Source organism: Camelimonas lactis (assembly GCF_004342915.1).
In the GTDB taxonomy this organism is placed as follows: domain Bacteria; phylum Pseudomonadota; class Alphaproteobacteria; order Rhizobiales; family Beijerinckiaceae; genus Camelimonas; species Camelimonas lactis.
In genome coordinates, this window is record NZ_SLWL01000005.1 from 1 (window position 1) to 19,535 (window position 19,535).

The 19,535-nt window shown below is 66.6% G+C and carries 17 protein-coding genes; 5 read left to right on the top strand and 12 right to left on the bottom strand.

Features of this window, described 5'->3' with window-relative positions:
* The coding region (locus EV666_RS07355; protein ID WP_132005428.1) for a transposase at nt 1–249 on the bottom strand (249 nt) is incomplete at its 3' end.
* Between the two features lie 588 nt (nt 250–837).
* Nucleotides 838–1,920, bottom strand: a complete 1,083-nt coding sequence (locus EV666_RS07360) for an LLM class flavin-dependent oxidoreductase (RefSeq protein ID WP_132005431.1) — start codon at nt 1,918–1,920, stop codon at nt 838–840.
* Nucleotides 1,921–2,052: 132 nt separating this feature from the next.
* On the opposite strand from EV666_RS07360, the gene EV666_RS07365 reads away from it, so the two are divergent.
* Nucleotides 2,053–3,003: an aliphatic sulfonate ABC transporter substrate-binding protein gene (locus EV666_RS07365; RefSeq protein WP_132005434.1), complete on the top strand. Its 951-nt coding sequence runs from the start codon at nt 2,053–2,055 to the stop codon at nt 3,001–3,003.
* A 76-nt stretch (nt 3,004–3,079) separates the two neighbouring features.
* Here the strand turns inward: EV666_RS07365 and EV666_RS07370 are convergent, their stop codons facing one another.
* The 8 genes from EV666_RS07370 to EV666_RS07405 all read right to left on the bottom strand — a co-directional run bounded on the left by EV666_RS07370 (nt 3,080) and on the right by EV666_RS07405 (nt 11,901).
* A complete protein-coding gene (locus EV666_RS07370; protein WP_132005437.1) occupies nt 3,080–4,036 on the bottom strand; it encodes a hypothetical protein in 957 nt (318 codons plus the stop codon).
* 48 nt (nt 4,037–4,084) lie between these two features.
* On the bottom strand, nt 4,085–4,882 hold the full coding sequence (locus tag EV666_RS07375; protein WP_132005440.1) for an MBL fold metallo-hydrolase: 798 nt from the start codon (nt 4,880–4,882) through the stop codon (nt 4,085–4,087).
* A 107-nt stretch (nt 4,883–4,989) separates the two neighbouring features.
* Nucleotides 4,990–5,781 carry a TatD family hydrolase gene (locus tag EV666_RS07380; protein ID WP_132005443.1) on the bottom strand — a complete coding sequence of 264 codons (792 nt, stop codon included), beginning with the start codon at nt 5,779–5,781 and terminating at the stop codon, nt 4,990–4,992.
* Entirely contained in the window at nt 5,781–7,343 is a 1,563-nt protein-coding gene (metG, locus tag EV666_RS07385; RefSeq protein ID WP_132005446.1) for a methionine--tRNA ligase, read from the bottom strand. The genes EV666_RS07380 and metG overlap by 1 nt, the downstream gene beginning before the upstream one ends.
* Before the next feature lie 80 nt (nt 7,344–7,423).
* Nucleotides 7,424–8,497 carry a DNA polymerase III subunit delta' gene (locus EV666_RS07390; RefSeq protein ID WP_132005448.1) on the bottom strand — a complete coding sequence of 358 codons (1,074 nt, stop codon included), beginning with the start codon at nt 8,495–8,497 and terminating at the stop codon, nt 7,424–7,426.
* Nucleotides 8,498–8,672: 175 nt separating this feature from the next.
* Nucleotides 8,673–9,356 (bottom strand): dTMP kinase, encoded by a 684-nt coding sequence (gene tmk / locus EV666_RS07395; RefSeq protein ID WP_132005451.1) that lies wholly within the window; start codon nt 9,354–9,356, stop codon nt 8,673–8,675.
* Nucleotides 9,353–10,540, bottom strand: coding sequence for a D-alanyl-D-alanine carboxypeptidase family protein (locus EV666_RS07400; protein ID WP_132005454.1), 1,188 nt, complete (start codon nt 10,538–10,540; stop codon nt 9,353–9,355). Before EV666_RS07400 ends, tmk begins: the two co-directional genes overlap by 4 nt.
* Nucleotides 10,541–11,025: 485 nt before the next feature.
* Entirely contained in the window at nt 11,026–11,901 is an 876-nt protein-coding gene (locus EV666_RS07405) for a septal ring lytic transglycosylase RlpA family protein (protein WP_245514279.1), read from the bottom strand.
* A 724-nt stretch (nt 11,902–12,625) separates the two neighbouring features.
* Here EV666_RS07405 and EV666_RS07410 point away from each other — a divergent pair.
* Together EV666_RS07410 and EV666_RS07415 are read left to right on the top strand one after the other, a co-directional pair.
* Entirely contained in the window at nt 12,626–13,621 is a 996-nt protein-coding gene (locus tag EV666_RS07410) for a GDP-mannose 4,6-dehydratase (RefSeq protein ID WP_132005460.1), read from the top strand.
* Between the two features lie 431 nt (nt 13,622–14,052).
* The gene (locus tag EV666_RS07415) at nt 14,053–15,093 is read left to right on the top strand and encodes an alcohol dehydrogenase family protein (protein ID WP_132005463.1); all 1,041 of its coding nucleotides are present in this window, start codon (nt 14,053–14,055) and stop codon (nt 15,091–15,093) included.
* A 131-nt stretch (nt 15,094–15,224) separates the two neighbouring features.
* Here the strand turns inward: EV666_RS07415 and EV666_RS18425 are convergent, their stop codons facing one another.
* Together EV666_RS18425 and EV666_RS07425 are read right to left on the bottom strand one after the other, a co-directional pair.
* Nucleotides 15,225–16,604 carry an ATP-binding protein gene (locus EV666_RS18425; protein ID WP_207906359.1) on the bottom strand — a complete coding sequence of 460 codons (1,380 nt, stop codon included), beginning with the start codon at nt 16,602–16,604 and terminating at the stop codon, nt 15,225–15,227.
* Nucleotides 16,604–17,365 (bottom strand): response regulator, encoded by a 762-nt coding sequence (locus tag EV666_RS07425; protein ID WP_245514280.1) that lies wholly within the window; start codon nt 17,363–17,365, stop codon nt 16,604–16,606. Before EV666_RS07425 ends, EV666_RS18425 begins: the two co-directional genes overlap by 1 nt.
* Before the next feature lie 316 nt (nt 17,366–17,681).
* Here EV666_RS07425 and EV666_RS07430 point away from each other — a divergent pair, with 316 nt between their 5' ends.
* Both EV666_RS07430 and EV666_RS07435 read left to right on the top strand, forming a co-directional pair.
* Nucleotides 17,682–18,011 carry a hypothetical protein gene (locus EV666_RS07430; protein WP_132005469.1) on the top strand — a complete coding sequence of 110 codons (330 nt, stop codon included), beginning with the start codon at nt 17,682–17,684 and terminating at the stop codon, nt 18,009–18,011.
* Nucleotides 18,008–19,525 (top strand): TolC family protein, encoded by a 1,518-nt coding sequence (locus EV666_RS07435; RefSeq protein ID WP_132005472.1) that lies wholly within the window; start codon nt 18,008–18,010, stop codon nt 19,523–19,525. The genes EV666_RS07430 and EV666_RS07435 overlap by 4 nt, the downstream gene beginning before the upstream one ends.
* Nucleotides 19,526–19,535: the final 10 nt, after the last annotated feature.

Below are 19,535 nucleotides of genomic sequence, written 5' to 3' on the forward strand. Positions count from 1 at the left end.
GAAAGCGGGCAGCGTCTCTGCTTCCATGCGCTGGCGCGCTTCCCGACGCCACGTGAACAGTTGCTGCGGCGTCAGGCCGTGCCGACGAGCCACGGCAGAGACCGTCCCGGACCCCTCGTGGCTTTCGGCGACAATCCGGTCCTTCTCCTCCGGCGACCAGTCCCGCCGGCGACCCGAGCCCGTGAAGATCTCAAGCCGGCGGACCGGCTCATCATCCCTGGACTTAAGCGTAAACTCTGAAATCGGCATATGTCGAAGCCCTCAAACGCTTCGAGCATCACCATTCGCACCCCAGAGCGAAAGGTGGCGCCGGGACACCGCTTACGGAAAAGCCAGGGCGCGGGTTCGCGCGGTCATGGCTGGGGCCCACAACCAGGCGCGCCATGCTGATCCTGACGGGTTCAGGCGATGGGTCGGGCCAGCGACCTTGCTGTCCCGGAGACAAAGTGATGCCTGGCAATCGGAAAAACGGCCGGTGTGGAAGCCAGTTGCGCAGGGCGTCGCCAGACGAACGTCGTCACGGGAATCGCTGTGGAAACCGTTGTGATCGAACGGGTTTCGCAAACAATTCAGGCCCGGCGTGAATCCCGGCGGAGCAGGATCGATGCCTCCAGCCTGATATTTAATTCGCAGAAGATATATTATGGAACCAAAAATGAATCGCCGATTGAGCCTCGGCGATGCTCCTGGCGATTTCAGCGGTTTTCAGCCCCTGGATATCCGAAGCCCGTGCATCGGGATGAGCCAGGGCCTGAAACAGTTCGGCTGGATCTGGCGGGCCGACTTGCGTCCGCCGCGACGATATCCGCCCCGCCAGCCGATCGCTTCGCCGGACGCTCAGGCCTCACGGCGCGGCGCGACCGGGAGTTCCCCGGTCAGCCGCCGGACGCGCGGAATGACCTCGGCCGCGAAGCGTCGCATCTCACGCTCGAACGGCTGGAACTGCAGCATGAAGGTGTCGACGCCCAGGCCATGAAACGCCGCGATCCGTCGCGCCACCGTATCGTAGTCGCCAACAAGCCCGGCGGCCGTGCCGCCATTGGTGCCGACTGATGGCGTGCGCGCGATGGTCTGCATCATCACCACAGCCGGATCGGTGTTGCTCCGCTGGATGTCGCGTAGCGGCGCATCCAGTCGCGCGAGGCCGGCAAGCCGCGCCAGTTCACCGTCCGCTTCAGCCTGGGTCGGCCTCGCGATTACGAATGCCGACAGCCCGAAGCGCAGCGGCGCGCCGGCGCGTTGGCGCGCCCGCAAATCGGCGATCAGGCCGCGCACGTCGTCCGGCGGCTGGCCATTGATGAACCAGACGTCGCCCTGGGCGGCGACCAGCGCCCGGGCTGGCCCGGATTCGCCGCCCACATAGATCGTCGGCCGCCGCCGGAACTTGCCCGCCGGTCTGAGCTGATAATCGTCAACATGGAAATGCGCGCCGTGATGGGTCACCGCCTCGCCGGACATCAGCCGGCTGACCACCGATAGCCATTCCGCGCCATAGGCATAGCGCGCGTCGTGCTCCGCGAATGGCAATCCGGCCTTCTCCAGCTCGGGCCGGTTCCAGGCGTTGACCAGGTTGAGACCAAACCGCCCCTGGCTGATTTCCTCAATCTGCAGCGCCATCTTGGCCAGAACGACCGGATGATAGAGATACGGCTTGATCGCCGCGATGATCTCGATCCGGCTGGTCAGCGCCGCAAGGGCGGCCGAGGTTGTCCATGCCTCAAGCTGGTCCAGATCCCGGTCAAGCGGATTGGCGGTGTGCTGGGCCACAAGCGTCGTCGCATATCCGAGCCGTTCGGCCTCCAGAACCAGCGCGCGGTTCCGCGCGAACGACGCGTCATATGGCTCTTCCGGGTCATGCAACGCAGCCCTGTTGCCATGCACCAGAGCCCATATGCCAAAACGTAGCTCGTTTTGAGACATTTTTTCCTCGCATCCACACTGTACAGAAATAATATTTCAATTTACTTTCGCCAATACATAATAGTTCAAAAAATACATTGCTGTCCATGCAAACAAAATTACACTGCATCCAGACATTCAGGATGTAGGCCCATGATATTGACACGTCGCCATGTACTTGCCGGCGCGCTCGCCGCGCCCGTCGTGCTGTCAGGAGCTTCCCGCGCTGGCGCGGCGGCTCCGGTGCGCTTCAGTTACCAGCGCTCCTCGACGCTGCTGACCTTGCTGAGGGAGGACCGGGTTCTTGAAAGGCGGCTGGCGCCGCTGGGTCTGGAGGTGAACTGGAAGCAGTTCACATCGGTGCTCCAGCCGATGAACGCCGGCTCGGTGGAATTTCATGCCGATGTGGCCGACGCCGTGCCGATCTTCACACAGGCCGCCGGCGCAAAGCTCACATTCTACGCGACAGAGGCGCCCTCGCCGTCCGCCGAAGCCATTATCGTGCATGCGGATTCGCCGATACGGAGCGTGCGGGATCTTAAAGGCAAACGGGTTGGCGTCTCGCGCGGCTCCGGTTGTCACTTCATCCTGGCGGCGGCGCTGGCGCGCGATGGCCTGTCATTCACGGATATCACGCCAGCCTATCTGGAAGCGCCAGATGGCGCGGCGGCATTCAAGGGGCGCAGCATCGACGCCTGGGTGATCTGGGATCCGTTCCTGTCGATCACCGAGCACCAGCATCCGGTGCGGACCATCGCCGACGCCACCGGCCTCAGCGGTTACAGCCGTTATTATACGGTCAACGCCAGCTTCGCCGACGAACGCCCGGATGTGGTGAAGATCGTTTTCGAAGCGCTGGCTGAACAGGGCCGCTGGGTCAAGGCCAACCCGGAAGCCGCTGCGAAGAAGCTGGCGCCCATCTGGGGCGACGTGCCGCCGGAGGTCGTCAGGGCCGTCAACCAGCGGCGGAGCTATCAGGTGCTGCCGGTGCGGCGCGACAGGCTGGGCGACCAGCAGCGCATCGCCGACGTTTTCCTCGCTGCCGGGCTGATCCCACAGAAAATCGACGCGACCTCCGTGCCGATCTGGTCTCCGCCGTCCTGAAGGCGGAGCATATGGGGCCCCGCCTGAGGGATTTTTCCGCCAGGCAGAATGCTCCGATGTAAAAACGCCGCCGGCGTCAGGCGCTCTGGCGCGTCGCCATGATCTGCTGGAGCTCGGCCTCGTAAGGCGCGTAAGAATCCTTGAGCGTGGCGCTATTGAGCAGCATCGTCGCCGCCAGATCGTCGGTTCCGGCGCGGTAAACGCGGGTCAACACCCAGGCGCTTTCGGTGCGGCGGCTGCCGCTGAGGCCAACCACCTCGCGCTCCAGTTCATACGGCTCGTCGACGAACAGCGGACCGTTAACCATGCGGATTTCCTGGTCGGCGAACAGGCCAACGGCCGGACCGCGCGCCGGCAGGCGACCATTCTCCGGCGAACCGAGCAACACGCTGATCATCTCCATGGGGATGATCGCCCGGCCCCACGGATTATCGCCGGAATTATACCAGGACGACGGCTCCGTGATGACCTTCAGCTTGTCGGCCAGGCTGAACGGATACAGCGCGCCCATGTTCTGGTTCATGGCCATGCGCACCGGAATGCGACCGCCGAAACGGCCCATCTTCACATCGGCCAGGATCACCAGAACGTCCGGCGCCTTCAGGGTTTGCAGCCGCTGCTCCAGCGCCGTTGGCGGATTGCCAGCGCCAACCGAGGCGCTGCCGCGCAGCACTTCCTCGCCGTCCTCGCGCTCCATCCAGATTTCGGTGTGCGTCGCCCCGTCCGCTGGCTTGCGCATGAAGGCGCGCGCCAGATCGCCCTCATAACAGGGGCTGCGGTAATGGGCGGAAATGCAGCCGTTTTCGAACCAGGCCTTGCCCCACAAATGCTCGCCCAGCGGCGCGAACTGGCTGAAATGCGTAGGCCCTTCGATGGTGCCGCCCTTGAAACCCAGCTTCTGCGCCGTGGCGTCATCGTGAATCGAGGCGTGATCGTCGTAGGACTGCGCCTGCAACATCTGGCGCGGTCCGCGCAGCGGCCCCGATATCACCGCGCCGTCGTCATGGATTTCGGTAGCGAACGCTTTCGACATGACGGTTCCTCCCTTTTGGGCCAGCTTGGTCGCTGGCCATTTTTGTGTTCACGCCGTCTCCAGCACCATGCCGTCAAAAGCCGGCGTCACATGCGGCGGCAGTTCGGCCGCCAGCGTCGCGTAATCCAGATCCGTATGCAAATTGGTCAGCACCGCGCGTTTCGGCTGCACCCGGGCGATCAGCTCCAGCGCTTCCGCGACGTTGAAATGTGTCGGATGCGGCGTGTGGCGCAGCGCATCGACGATCAGCACGTCGAGGCCATGCAGCATGGCGACGCTTTCCTCCGGCATCAGGTGGACGTCGCTGGCGTAAGCCAGGTCATTGAAGCGAAAACCCAGCGCCGTGGTATCGCCGTGCAGCATGTTGAACGGCAGCGCCCGCACCGCGCCGCCAGCCCCGTCGATCACCACCTCCCCGCCGATCGCCATGGGGTGGCGACGCAGGATCGGCGGATAGGAGCTGCCGTGCGGCGTACGGAAAATGTAGTCGAAGCGGTCTTCGAGGAAGGCAAAGGTCTTGTCGTCGATCCACACGTCGAGGCGCCGCCGCATGGCGATGGCCAGCGGCCGCACGTCGTCGATGCCATGGGTATGGTCGGCGTGCTCGTGCGTCAGCAGGATGCCGTCGAGCTTGCGCACGTCCGCGTCCAGCAACTGCTCGCGCAGGTCCGGCCCCATGTCGACCAGCACCGTGGTGGCGCCATCGGGCCCGGTCCGCTCCACCAGCAGGGCGCAACGCCGGCGGCGGTTTTTGGGGTTGGCGGGATCACAGGCGCCCCACCCCTGCCCCACGCGCGGCACGCCGGCCGATGAGCCACAGCCGAGAATGGTGACCTTCAGGCTCATGCGCTCCCCCAGTTCTGAGAGAAAAATCCTTGTACTGAACCGGATTTTTCCCTGCCTTGGTTTGACGCGTTTTCGATGCAGCGCGGCGCCCGCCCCGCCGGAAAACGCTAGTGTTGCCCGGCCTTCTCAAGGGCGGCGGCCTTGTCGAACAGCCGGAAGAAATTGTCGGTCGTCAGCCTGGCCAACGCCGCCGCGTCCATGCCGCGCACCTCCGCCAGCACCCGCGCCGTGTGGGCCGTATAGGCGGGCTCGCAGCGTTTGCCGCGCACCGGAACCGGGGCCAGATACGGCGAGTCCGTCTCCACCAGCAGCCGGTCCGCCGGAACGTCGGCGGCGATGGCGCGGATGTCTTCCGACTTCGGGAAGGTCAGGATGCCGGAGAATGACACATACAGCCCCAGCTCCACGCCAGCGCGCGCCAGCTCCGCCCCGGACGAGAAGCAGTGCAACAGCGCCTTGAAGGCGCCCTTCGCCATCTCCTCGCGCAGGATGGCGATCATGTCGTCGTCGGCCTTGCGCGCGTGAATCACCAGCGGCAGGCCGGTGATGCGCGCCGCGGCGATATTGGTTCGGAACACCGCCTTCTGCACCTCCGGCGGGTCCTTGTCGTAAAAATAGTCCAGCCCCGCCTCGCCAATGCCAACGCAGCGCGGATGCTGCGCCAGGGCGACGATCTCGTCCACGGTGACGTCCGGCTCTTCGCCCGCGTGCAGCGGATGGGTGCCGACGGTGAACCAGACGCGCGGATCACGCTCGGCGATCTCGCGGTAGATGTGAGCCTTGCGCACATTGGTGGCGATGGTCACCATCCGCGTCACCCCGGCGGCCTCCGCCCGGGCCATCACCTCATCGAAGTCGTTGGCGAAATAGTCGAGGTGGCAGTGGCTGTCGACGAGCATCAGGAAACCGCTTCCGTTTCCGGTTCAACATAGCGCGGAAACACCGGCGCCGGCGCCGGCAGATGCGTATGCTCGATCAGCCGGCCCGGCTGGCCAAGATATGCAAAACTGCGCCTGTCCGGATCCACAGCCAGCAGGTCGAGCAGCTTTTCCGCCGCCGCCGGCGTCACGGGCTGGGCCATGATGGCGACGTTGCGGATCACCTCGGCCGTCACATACAGCACCGTGGCCATGCGGTCCGGCTCGGTCTTGCGCAGCTTCCACGGTTCCTGGGCGGCGAAATAGCGGTTGGCCTCAGCCACCACCGCCCAGACCTCGGCCAGATATGTGTGCAGGGCGAAATGGTCGAGGGCGGCGCGCGCCTTGTCGCCCAGGGCGTCCGCCTGGGCGAGCATGGCGGCGTCCTCCACCGTGAGGCCGCCCGGCTGCGGAATCTTGCCGTCGCAGTTCTTCGCCACCATCGACAGCGAACGCTGGGCGAGATTGCCCAGGTCATTGGCGAGATCAGCGTTGATGCGGTTGACGATGGCCTCGTGGCTGTAGCTGCCGTCCTGACCGAACGATACTTCGCGGAGCAGGAAATAGCGCATCTGGTCGACGCCATAGGCCGCGGCCAGATCAGCCGGCGAAATGACGTTGCCCAGCGACTTGGACATCTTCTCCCCCTTGTTGAAGAGGAAGCCGTGGCCGAACACCCGTTTCGGCAGCGCAACGCCGGCCGACATCAGGAACGCCGGCCAGTACACCGCATGGAAGCGGATGATGTCCTTGCCGATGATATGCGCGTCCGCCGGCCAGTAACGCCACTTCGGGTTGTTTTCGTCCGGGAAGCCGACGCCGGTGATGTAATTGGCGAGGGCGTCAATCCACACATACATGACGTGGCCCGGCGCGTCCGGCGCCGGGATGCCCCAGTCCAGGGTGGTGCGGGAAATCGACAGGTCCTGCAGGCCGCCGCGCACGAAGCTGGCCACCTCGTTGCGGCGGCTGTCGGGACCAACGAAATCCGGCTGTTCCTCATAGAGCTTCAGCAGGCGGTCCTGATATTTCGACAGACGGAAGAACCAGGTCTGCTCCTCGGTCCACTCCACCGGCGTGCCCTGCGGGCCAAGCCGCGTTCCATCGCCCTGCAGCGTGGTTTCGCTCTCGTCGTAGAACGCCTCGTCGCGCACCGAGTACCAGCCGGCGTAAGCGCCCAGATAAATGTCGTCATTGGCGCGCATGCGCCGCCACAATTCCTGGCAGGCTGCGTAGTGGGCCGGATCGGTGGTGCGGAAAAACCGGTCATAGGATACCGACAGGCCATCGCACATGGCCTGGAACAGCGCCGAGTTGCGGTCCGCCAGCTCGCGCGGCGTCACGCCGGCCCTGGTCGCCGTCTGCACCATTTTCAGGCCGTGCTCGTCCGTCCCCGTCTGGAAATAGACGTCATGGCCGTCCAGCCGCTTGAAGCGGGCGATGGCGTCGGTGGCGATCGCCTCATAGGCGTGGCCAATATGCGGAGCGCCATTGGGATAGGAAATGGCTGTGGTGATGTAGTAGGTCGGCCGACCGGCTGCCATCTGCGATAACCCGTTGGTTTTGAGCCGGACCCCGGGCAGCGGCGCGCCGCCGGAATCCTCCCGGCCTGACCGACGCGCGCTTACGGGGCGGAGAGCCGCCGGACAGCCTCCGCGAGGTCGCCGAACATGGACATGACCAGCGGCCGCCGATCCAGATTATAGCTTTCCGCCTCGCGCGCCGCCTGGGCGTTCTTCTCCCACACCTCGACCAGGGGCGCAAGGCGATGCGGCCCCAGTCCCGCCTGGCGGCGCACAAGCGCGGAAGTCCAGTCGCCAACGGTTTCGAGCACCGTGCGGAACGCTTCGTCCTGATCGCGGCCGGCGACCCGGTCGGCCAGCGCCAGGGCGCGGGAAACATCCATGCGCGGCAGCAGGTCCAGCAGCGCGCGGGTCTGGCGGATCAGCGCGCGCCGGTTTTCGTCCAGCATGGCCAGGGCCTCGCCCACCGAGCCATGCGCCAGCGCCGTCGCCTCCGCCAGTTCGGCCTCTTCCGCGTCGCTCCATGGCGCGCCCAGCGAGCGCACCGCCCGCATCACGTCGGCGTCGGCCAGCGGCCGCAATTGCAGCCTCCGGCAACGCGAGCGGATGGTGGGCAGGGTCCGCGCCGGGGCATGGGAAATCACGAAGACGATGGCGCGCGGCGGCGGCTCCTCGATCGCCTTGAGCAGGGCGTTGGCGCCAGCGACGTTGAGATCGTCGGCGCAATCAACAATCACCACCCGCCAGCCGCTGGCTGTCGCGGCGAACAGATCCAGCGCCCGGCGTACGTCAGCGACGGCGATCTCGGCGGAAAATCCCTTGCCGTCCTTGCGCGGCCCGCGACGGATGACCGCCACATCCGGGTGGGCGCCGCTGGCGATCTGGCGAAAGACCCGTGTATCCGGCGCCACATCCAGGCTGGTGGTTCCGGCGGCGCCGGGCATGGAGGGATCGGGGTTGGCCAGCAGAAAGCGCGCCGCCCGCCAGGCGAAGGTGGCCTTGCCAATGCCCGCCGGACCGCCGACCAGCCATGCGTGATGCAGCCGGCCGCCGCGCCAGGCCTCCAGGAACGCCGCCTCGGCTTCCTGATGGCCAAACAGCAACGGCTGCTCGCGCGGATGCGGCGCGCCAGGGTGCTGGTCCGGCCCGATCGCTCCATCCGCCTCGCTCGCCATGCCGCCGCCTCTCCTTCACCCGCCAGGGTATTTCAGTGAAACCAGCCCGGCGGAAACGCCACATACCTTTTATATGGGACAGTCTTCTTCCGCCGCCCGACAAGCACTGGAGCGGCCCTGCCCCGGACGCCCCGACGTCCGGTATATCAGCAGCCACGCCGCCCGGGCGCCCGGCTCATCGGGCCAGCGCCGGCAATCGCCTGACCGTATCGCCCAGACGTTCGTCGATAATACGAAAAATGTCCGCCTCCACCTCCGGCGCCGTCCGGTCGGCGTTGACGATGACGCAGCGCTCCGGTTCGGCGTTGGCGATCTGGTGAAAGGCCTTGCGCAGTCGCGCGTGAAACCCGAGGCCCTCGCTCTCGAAACGGTCCGCCGGGGCGCCGGCTTCCCGGCGCGCCGCAGCGCGGCGCAGGCCAATGGCCGGGGGCATGTCCAGCACCAGCGTGAGATCCGGCCTGACGCCAGCCAGCGTCACCTTTTCCAGCGCCGCGATCACCTCATCGCCAAGCTTGCCGTTCGCACCCTGGTAGGCGCGGGTGGAATCAGCGAAGCGGTCGCACAGCACCCATTTCCCCGCCTGCAAGGCCGGACGGATCAGGCTGTCGATGTGATCGATGCGCGCGGCGCTGAACAGCAGGGCCTCAGCCATGGGGCCGAGTTCGCGGGCGCCGCCGCCCAGGATGTAGGCGCGAATGGCTTCGGCGCGTTGAGAACCGCCCGGCTCCCGCGTCACCACCACGTCAAGACCCGCGTCGCGCAACCGGGCTTCCAGCAGGCGTATCTGGGTGGATTTGCCAACGCCCTCGCCGCCTTCAAAGGTAATGAACCGTCCGCGCCGCTTCGCCCTGTCGCTCATTCGCGCCTCAATGCCTTGCGGACCCAGCCGCCCGCCAGTTCCATCGCGCCGTCCAGCGCCCGCTGCGGTATGCTGCCCCGCGCCACCGCCTCGGCGGCGTATAGCGGCGTTTCGAGGGCCGGCGCATCGCCGCGCAACACAATCAGCTTGCCAATTTCGGCGCCTGCCGCAACGGGCGCAGGCGCCGGGCCGGTATAGACGATTTGCGCCGTCAGCCGTTCATCGCCCTCCCGTCGCACCAGCACGCTGACCGGCCCCCGCGCCGCCAGCGCGACAGAGCCACGGGCGCCGCCGAACACGCTGGCCTCCCCCACCTTTTCCCCGGCCTCGAACAGCTTGCGCGCCTCGAAGGTCCTGTACGCCCAGTCGACCAGCTTGCGCGCTTCATCCGCGCGCGCGGCGGCGGTCTTGAGCCCGGTGAGCACGAACACCAGGCGCTGGCCGTTCTGCACCACCGAACCAGCCAGGCTGAAACCGCCTTCCCTGGTGTAACCGGTCTGCAAACCGTCCGCGCCGTTCACGACATGCACGAGAGGATTGCGGTTACGCTGACGAATTTTATTCCAGGTGAACTCCGGCTCACTGAACACCCGGTAGAGCTCCGGCCAGGTGGCGATCACATAACGCGACAGCCGCGCCATGTCGCGCGCCGTCGTCATCTGCCCCGGATCAGGCAGCCCCGAGGCGTTGACGAACGTCGTCCGGGTCAGGCCAATTTCCTTCGCCTTCGCCGTCATGCGGTCGACGAACGCCGGCTCGCTGCCGGCAATGCCCTCAGCCAGCGCGATGGCGGCGTCATTGCCGGCCTGCACCAGCATGCCGCGCAACAGATCGCCGACCCGCACCTCGCTGTTCAGAATGGCGAACATGGCCGAGCCGCCGGATGGCCCGCCGCCCGTGCGCCAGGCGTGCTCGGAGATACGAAACTGGGTGTCCTGCGTTATCTTGCCGGAGGACAGCGCTTCGAACACCAGGGCCGCGGTCATGATCTTGACCATGCTGGCCGGGGCGAACGGCGCGTCGGCGGCCTTGTCGAAGAGCGTGGAGCCCGTGGCGTCGTCGATCAGGATCGCCTGGGCAGCCCCGGTTTCGAACGCCGCCGGCGCCCTGGCGGCCGCATCCCGTCCATGCTGGGCTGCGGCGGGCGCCACGGAAAGCGTCGGCGCGGCCAACAGCGCCGCCATGACGCCCACAAGGGCGCGCCGCGATGCCTGCAAGGCGCCGGCAGAGGCCGCGCGCTGACCTGGTCGCCGTTTCAACCCCAATATCATGGCGAACAATCTCATAAGGGGAATGTGCGGCGGCGGCGGCGCAAAGACAAGCTGACAGGACGCCAAACCGGTTGACCAGCCGGAATAGCCGGAGCGAAAAACCCGCGCCCTTTCCACCCGGCGCCGCCCTTCCCGCCGCCGGATCATGATCGCCGAAAATCTGGCGGCGACATTTGCCGTCTACCCGGGGAAAATTGCCATCCCGTGCGGTGACGCCTTGCGCCACTTCCCATGCAAGCGCAAACGCCTGATACGCCAGCAACCTGTCTGACCCTGATCCTGGACGACGTTTCCACGGCGCTGGCCAGCCCCTGCGCCACCACTCCAGGACGCCGCCAGCCCACCGCATCGCCACGCCCCCGGGCATGGGGAGCCAGGCCTGAAACGCTGATCGGGCTTCAGTTACCCGAGGCCACGAGCAGGGGGCGAACCGGCGGCAGCGGCGCGGTGTCCGGCAGCGTCGACACGGCTTCCTCAACAAGGCCGGCCATGCTCATGCTGGTCTCACCGCCCTGGATGTGGGTCGACGTCGCGACGACCTCCTGCTCTGCGAACTGCTTCTCCCCGGCCGGGGCCTCCGCCATTGCGGCGTCGCGCGTCGACATGCGCGGCGTGGCCCGCGCCGGTTCTTCGCTGGCGCTCGCCACCATCACCGGCGACTGCTGGCCGTCCAGCCGCGCCGGCACGCCGTCCGCGAGGGTCGCCGCCAGCACCTGATCATCACTGCCATTTACTGAAGCGCGGCGGATGTAATCGACCTGCACCCGCGCCGTGCCGACCCGACGGAACTGCAACAGATCGGCCGCGCGCCGCGACACGTCGATAACGCGCCGCCCATGGTATGGGCCGCGGTCATTGACGCGCACCACCAGCGACAGGCCGTTATCCAGATTGGTGACGCGCACATAGCTCGGCAGCGGCAGGGTCGGATGCGCGGCGGCGATGGATTCCTTGTCGAACACCTCGCCATTGGCAGTCAGGCGGCCGTGGAAATTCATGCCATACCAGGAGGCGACCCCTTTCGCGGAGTAATGGGGATTCTCGACCGGCGTATAGCGTTTGCCCGCAACCGTATAAGGCTTGCCCACCATGGCGCGCCCGCCGCCCTTGGGCACCGGGTCGCCCGGCCGCACCACGCGCGGGCTGGAATTGACGCCGTATTTCTTGTTGTAACGATCCTGGGCGCCGCCCTGACGCCCCACCTGCCCTGCGCAATTGGCGACCAGCAGCGCCGCCGCCGTTACCCCCGCGACGCGCAGGACAACCGCGCTCACGGTCCGCTTCCTGACGCCATCCCGCCGCGCGTCGCCTGGGTGCGCTGGCATGGCGGAGGCCGGAAAAATCTCCGGGGAATAGCATTCGGGCATGGGCAGCCTGGGCTCGCTTCTGTAGAGGCGCAGAAAATCGCCTGGTCACAGGATTGAAACTGCATTTCCGGCCCATCGCGTTAACAAAGCCTTAATGCAGCCTCCAGATGCGGGGCGCGACGGATCAAAATGAAACAATCCAGCCGCGCGCAGAACCTGGCCTGGACAGGCGTGTTTGTCAAAACGGCGCCAATTTCACGTCATACGCCCCTGAAATCCGCCGGCAGTCCTTCCTTCAACCTGAAGCGCAGCAACATTTTTCTGCAAGCCGCGATCTCCATGGCGCGGATGCCCCCGCCCAGCGCCCGACAATCGCCACAATCGCAACCGGCGATTAACCTTTCGCCGACATTCCACTGGCCGTCACGCATATCTCCGTAGCCAGACCGTTGACGGGCGCGCGCCGCCTGCTCCCGCGTGATTCCGCCGGGCCCCGAGGCGCCCCCATGACCAACGTCGCGCCCGCATGACCAACGTCGCCGGGCTCGTCAGGCGGGAAGCAACGGGCAAAGGCCGGCGCCGCCCCCGCCTGTTTGCACAACAGTAAATTTCGAAAATTTTCTTCTTGATAAAATTAAATACATGAAATTAACTTGAAACAACATCCGATCTGTCGTGAGAATGCACCACCATGGCAAAGCGCGCCCTCATCACCGGCGTCACGGGACAGGACGGCGCCTGGCTGGCGCGATTTCTGATTTCAAAGAACTACGAGGTATTTGGGCTGGCGCGCCGTTCGGGCTCTGGTGGCTTCGCGGCGGAGCGACTGGACTGGCTGGGCGTCACCGGGCGCATCACAATACTTGAAGGGGACCTGCTTGATCTTTCAAGTCTGCTGCGCGCGATGCAGGAGGCCCGCCCCGACGAGATATATAACCTGGCGGCGCAATCCTATGTGATGACGTCCTGGCGGCAGCCGCTTCTCACCGGCTCCGTCACCGCCCTGGGCGCCGCCAACATGCTGGAGGCAATGCGCATCGCCTGCCCGTCCGCCCGTTTCTACCAGGCTTCATCCTCCGAGATGTTCGGTCAGGCCGCCGCCGCCACGCAGAACGAAACAACGCCGTTCCGCCCGCGCTCACCGTACGCCGCGGCCAAGCTGTACGCCCACTGGATGACCGTGAATTATCGCGAGAGCTTCGGGCTGCACGCCAGTTGCGGCATTCTTTTCAATCACGAGTCGCCGTTGCGCGGCGAGGAATTCGTGACGCGCCGCATCAGCCGCGCTGTCGCCGCCATCCGCTGCGGCTCCCGGGAGAAACTTTCACTCGGCTGCATGGATGCGCGGCGCGACTGGGGACATGCCCGCGACTATGTGGAAGCCATGTGGCTCATGCTGCAACAACCCGATCCGGTCGATCTGGTGATCGCCACCGGAACCAGCATGAGCGTTCGCGACATCTGCCGGATCGCCTTTGCCCACGCCGGTCTGGATATGGACCGGCATGTGACCCATGACCCCGCCCTGCTCCGTCCGGCCGAAGTCGGCGCCCTGCTCGGCGACGCCAGCAAGGCCCGGGCGCTGCTCGGCTGGCGTCCCCGCGCCAGCGCGGCGGACACCATGCGGGAAATGGTGGACGCGGACATTGCGCGTCTGCAACAGCCCTTCAGCCAGGCGGCGGAATAAGCCCGGCCCGCTTCTGGCCAGTCCGGTTCAGCCCTGGTAACGGCGACCGGCGCTCAGCCATTCAGCGGCGCCCACTGCGCCAGCGACAAACAGGCCCGCGATCACAGCGAAAATAATGGACATGGCGCCCTCCTGCTCCATGGGGTCACTTCCTGCACATCAACATGCGCAAAAGATGCGGCGGCTGGCGTGCGGCTGCGCACCCGGCGCGGACATGCAAACTGCGGTGAATGGCGAAAACAGGCAGTTAAAAACGAATGTTCGCCCTGCCTGAAGGGTATTCGCGGTTAACAAATTCACAGCATCCGCCAATGGTGGCGGCCAGCTCTGGCGAATATAGGCAAAGAGTCGTAATTGCCCCTGGGGCCGGCCCCGGCCAGGGCGCTGCGCCGCGACAACAACGAAACGCAAAACATGGCGGGAAACGACCAATGAAGGCCTTGCGATATTTTGGACCGCGCGACATCCGCTGCGATTCCATGGACGACCCGACGCTCCAGTCCGATCGCGACGTCATCGTGCAGATGGAAGCCTGCTCAATCTGCGGCAGCGACCTGCATATCTATCACGGCCATGGGTTCTCGACCGACGTGGGATTTTGCGTTGGCCACGAAGCTGTAGGCGAGGTGGTCGAAACCGGCCGCGCCGTGCAGCGGCTCAAGGTGGGCGACAAGGTGATGATGCCGGCGGCCGTCGGCTGCGGCGCCTGCCGCTCCTGCCTCGCCGGCAACGTCATTCATTGCGAGTTTGGCGCAGGCGCCTGCTACGGGCTGTCGGCGAAGCTCCAGGGCGTTCAGGCCGAGGCTTTCCGCGTGCCCGCCGCCGACATGAACGCCGTGAAGATTCCTGAGGGCGTCAGCGCCGAACAGGCGTTGATGATGACCGACGCCCTGTCCACCGCCTGGTTTGGCGCCCGCAACGCCGACATCCGCCCTGGCGCCAGCGTCGCCGTCATCGGCCTTGGTCCCATCGGGCTCATGGCGGTGGACAGCGCCTTCGTCATGGGCGCCCACGTGGTCTACGCCATCGATCCGGTGGAGGAGCGGCGCGAGCTGGCGCGGCAATCCGGCGCCATCGCCCTGTCGCCTGACGAGGCCGTGGACGTCATTCGCGAAGCAACCCGCGGCCGCAAGGTGGATTGCGTGATCGAGGCGGTCGGCCTCGACGCCACCGTCGATCTGGCGCTGCGTCTGGTGACGCGCCGTGGAACGGTTTCCGTCATCGGCGTCCAGCAGTCCCGCCGCTACGCATTCCCGCTCGAACGGGCCTTCGCCGCCGGCCTGACGTTCCGCATCGGCACATGTTCAGTGCCCGAGGAGTTGCCGGCCCTGTTCCCGCTTGTGCAGTCCGGCCGCCTGCGCCCGGAGCGTTACATCAGCCATCGCCTGCCCCTGGACGCCGGCGCCGAAGCCTACCGGATGTTTGAGGCGCGCGAGGCCGGGGTGATCAAAACCGTGCTGACGCGGCCCTGAGAACCGGCCGCGCCCACCAGCGTATTTGTCAGCAAGACGCGGGCCGTTCCGCCTGAAGGGGCGCGGACGGCCCGCAAAGCTGTTAACCAGGGAAGCGGGCGCTTCCGGTGAACGCCGTGGCGCCGGAACGCTCAACCTGTCCGGATTTCCTCTCCCGGCTTCGGAATTGACACGACGACCCGCAGGCCGCCGCCCGGCCGGTCTTCCAGGCTGATCTCGCCGCCGTGGGCGACGATCACGGCCCGGGCGATGGTGAGCCCAAGGCCCGAGCCACCCGTTTCGCGACTGCGCGATTCCTCCAGCCTGACGAAGGGCTCGAAGACCCGCTGCCGGGCCTCCGCCGGGATGCCCGGCCCCTGATCCTCCACCGTCACGGTAAAATGGCCAGCGGCGGCGGCGACGCTGACCCGCGCCACATCGCCATATTTCAGGGCGTTGCCGATGAGGTTGGAAAACGCGCGCTTCAATGAAGGCGCCTGCCCCAGCACCGGGGCGGAGCCAACGCCGCTGAGCGAGACATCACGGCCCTGATCCTGAAATTCGTCAACGATGGTTTCCACCACAGGGGCGAGATCCAGCGGCCGCATGCGCTCGTCCGACTTGCCGCCGCGCAGATAGGCGAGGGTTGAATCAATCATCGTCTCCATCTCGCCCAGATCCGCGTCGACCAGGCGGCGGGTCGCCGCGTCCTCAAGCAGCTCCGCGCGCAACCGCAGCCGGGTGATGGGGGTTCTCAGATCGTGGGAGACGGCCGCCATGGCCTGCATGCGTTCGGTCACCAGCCGCTGGATGCGTTCCTGCATGGTGTTGAACGCGCGCGCCGCGCGCCGCACCTCGACAGGCCCGGTTTCCGCCAGGGGCTGCGGCGCCTGGTCGATGCTGAACCGCTCCGCCGCCAGCGCCAGCTCGCGCAACGGCCAGGTCGCCCAGCGCAACAGCAGGACCGCCACGCCGATAATGGCGACGCCGACGCAAATCATCATTGCGAAGGCGCCCCAGCCCTCATGCGATCCCGGCTCCAGGGTGGAGATGGAAAAGTTGACCCAGGAGCCGTCATCAAGCCGCAGAGACGCCAGCATCATGTGTCGCCAGACAGCGCCGGCGCCGTGGTCATGGGTTCCGGCGGCGGCGAAGCCGATCCGCAACGCCTCCGCCCCAAGACCAGGCGCCTGCTCGCGCAGCCGGGCGGCCATCATCCCGGCGCGCTCGTCATCCGTCCCGTTGTCCAGCGTGAGACCGACCCGGCTCCAGTGCGCTTCAAGGCTGGCGTCGGAGAGGTCGTGAGCCACCCGGCTGCGCTCCGCATCGCCGGAAACGCCAGCGACGGCGCGGCTGATGGACAGCATGCGCGCCGCCAGCGCCCGGTCGGAGGCTGAGGCCGCGAGGGTGTCCGCGCCCACACGCCAGGCCCAGTATCCCAATGCGTGGAAGCCAAGCAGGGCCGCGATCAGGATCAGGATCGCCCGGCTGGCGACCGTATCCGGCCAGAGCCTGCGAAGCATCGCTTTCATCAGGCTTCTCCATGCTGGCGTCGCGCCTCAGCCGCCAGCATGTAGCCGGCGCCGCGCACCGTCTTGATCAATTGTCCGCCGCTGGCGTCCGCGCCCAGCTTGCGGCGCAGCCGGCTGATCTGCACGTCGATCGTCCGGTCAAACGGGTCGTCGCTGGTCCGGGTTTTGGCGAATTGCATCAGCGCCTCCCGCGACAACACCCGATTGGCGTGTTCGACAAAAACCGCCAGCAGATCGAACTCACCAGTCGAGAGGTCTATCAGCACGCCCGGCGGCGAAAACAGCTCGCGCCGTCGCAAATCCATCACCCAGCCGTCGAATGTCACCACAGCGTTGTCGGCGGCGCGTCCGCCGCTTGCGGCCCGCGCCCGCCGCAGCACGGCGCGCACGCGGGCCAGCAGTTCGCGAGGACTGAAGGGCTTGGCGATGTAATCATCAGCCCCGCCTTCCAGCCCACGGATACGGTCCGCCTCATCGCCGCGCGCTGTCAGCATCACGATGGGGATTTGCGAGGCGGCGCGCACGTCGCGGCACAGGTCGAAGCCCGAGCGCCCCGGCAACATCAGGTCGAGAATCACCAGGTCGACGTCGCCATGCGCCAGCGCCGCCATCATGGCGACGCCATCGGGCGCGCCGGCGACCTGGTAACCGTGACGCTGGAGAAAACGCGCCACCAGCAGTCTGATTTCAGGATCGTCGTCCACGATGAGCACGCGCCCGTAGTCGAGCCCCGGCCCCTCCAGCCCGTGGTCCGGCGCCACATCCTGTCCCGGTTCGTCCGCGCCGGTCCGCGCCGGCCGCCCTGGCTGTTGCATCTGTCATCAAGTCTCTGGCGTGCATGGGGTTTTACGTCAGCACGACGTTGTTTCTTTTGATGCCTCGAAAAGGCCTGGCGCCGATCAGCCGGGCCCATTCCATCCGCCAGAACATAGCGCGCCTCCCCGCCTCTGGCCCCCGCCGGTTTGAAACAATTTGTAACGGACGCGCGGCGCAGCGGGTTGCTACCCCTTCCACCAGTCGGGACGGCGCGGCGACTTTTCGCCAGCCTGCCCATCACGACCGGGAGGAACAGAAGCCGTGCGTGTCGCCACAGCATTTTTCAGCGAAGCGAACGCCGCTTCCCGTGAAAAATACGCGTCATACCAGCCGCCTGTCGCCAGGGGCCGCGCCGCGTGGGCGGCGCGCGGCGGCCGGTTGCTTTTGCCGGTGGCGCTGCTGGCGCTTGGCGCCTGCGCCGCGCCGGTGATTCCGGATAGCCTGGCGCGCCCCGCCAATCCCGATGCGCCGGTTCCGCCGCCGGCCTACCACAGCGTGACCGCCGGCGCGGCGACGTTGCGGCCTGTCGGCCCCATGAACTGGCGCGAAATCAACCGCCGGGTCACCCCCCAAAAGGGGCCCGCCACATGACCAGTCGCATCGGCCCTTCCCACCGGACCCGCGCGCCTTCCGGCAGAGCTGACGCCACGCCCGCTCCCGGCAAGCGCGCCCTTGCCCTGCTCCGGCCTGGCCTGGCCTCCGGCGTCGCCCTGCTGCTGGCCGGCTGCGTCGGCTTTTCCGGTGACGGCGGCATGGCGGGCGTGGTCAGCGGCTCCAGCGCCAGCATCGGCAAGGATGTGGTTCGCATCAGCGACGACCAGTCCGCCGCCGTGGCGAAAGAGCGGGTCGACCGGCTGCTGCGCAAGCCGCTCACGGCGGACGCCGCGGTGCAGGTGGCGCTGCTGAACAATCGCGGCCTGCAGGCTGCCTTCAACCAGCTGGGCGTCGCCGAGGCGCAGATGGTCGCCGCCAGCCTGCCGCCCAACCCGCGTTTCGGCATTTCGAAACTCTCGGGCCGGTTTGAGGTGGAAATCGAGCGGCAGGTCGTCGGCAATCTGCTGGCCCTCGCCACCCTGCCGGCGCGGGCGGAGATCGCGCGGGACCAGTTCGGCATCGCCCGGCGGCAAACGGTCGAGGCGGTGCTGAAACTGGCCGCGGACACCCGCCGGCAATACTGGCGCGCTGTCGCCGCCAACGCTGAAGTCGCCTTCTACCAGCAGGCCAAAGCCACCGCGACGGCAACGACGGAGCTGTTCCGGCGCCTTGGCGAAAGCGGCGGCGTCAACAAGATCGACCAGGCGCGCGAGTTCGCCTTCGACGCCGAACTCACCGTGCAACTCGCGGAGGCGCGGCGACGCCAGGGCGAGGAGCGTGAACGTCTGGTGCGGCAGCTTGGTCTATGGGGCGCTGACGCCCGGTTCCGGCTCCCGTCCGACCTGCCGGCGACGCCCCGTCCCCAGACCGCGAAAGCCATTGAGGCCGAGGCCCTGCGCCAGCGCATCGACATGCAGATCGCCCGTGACGAACTGGCCATGCTGGCGCGCTCCCTGGGGATGACCCAGGCGGTGCGCTTCATCAACGACGCAGAGTTGCTGGGCCGCCGCACCTATGACCGGGGTCGCGACATCACGGAGCATGGTCCGGTCCGGCGGGAAAGCGCGCGCAGCACGACGCTGGAGCTGGAGATCGAAATCCCGATCTACGATTTTGGACAGTCGAAGGTCGCCATGGCGGAGCAGACCTACATGCAGGCGGCCAACCGGCTGGCGGAAAAGGCCGTCAACATACGCTCCGAAGCCCGGGAGGCTTACGCGAGCTACCGCGCCAGCCATGACATCGTTCGCCAGTACCAGAACAACGTCCTGCCGCTCCGCAAGATCATCCAGGACGAATCCCTCCTGCAATACAACGGCATGCTGACGGACGTGACGGAACTGCTGACCGACGCCCGCAACCGCATCCTGTCCAATGTCGCCGCCATCAACGCGCGGCGCGACTTCTGGATCGCGCACACCAACTTCCGGCACGCGCTCATTGGCGGCGGCGTGGGAAGCAGCGGCGGCGCGATGGTCGGACCCACCCCCGCCGCCGCGGCCGGTCATTAAGGGAGCCCAG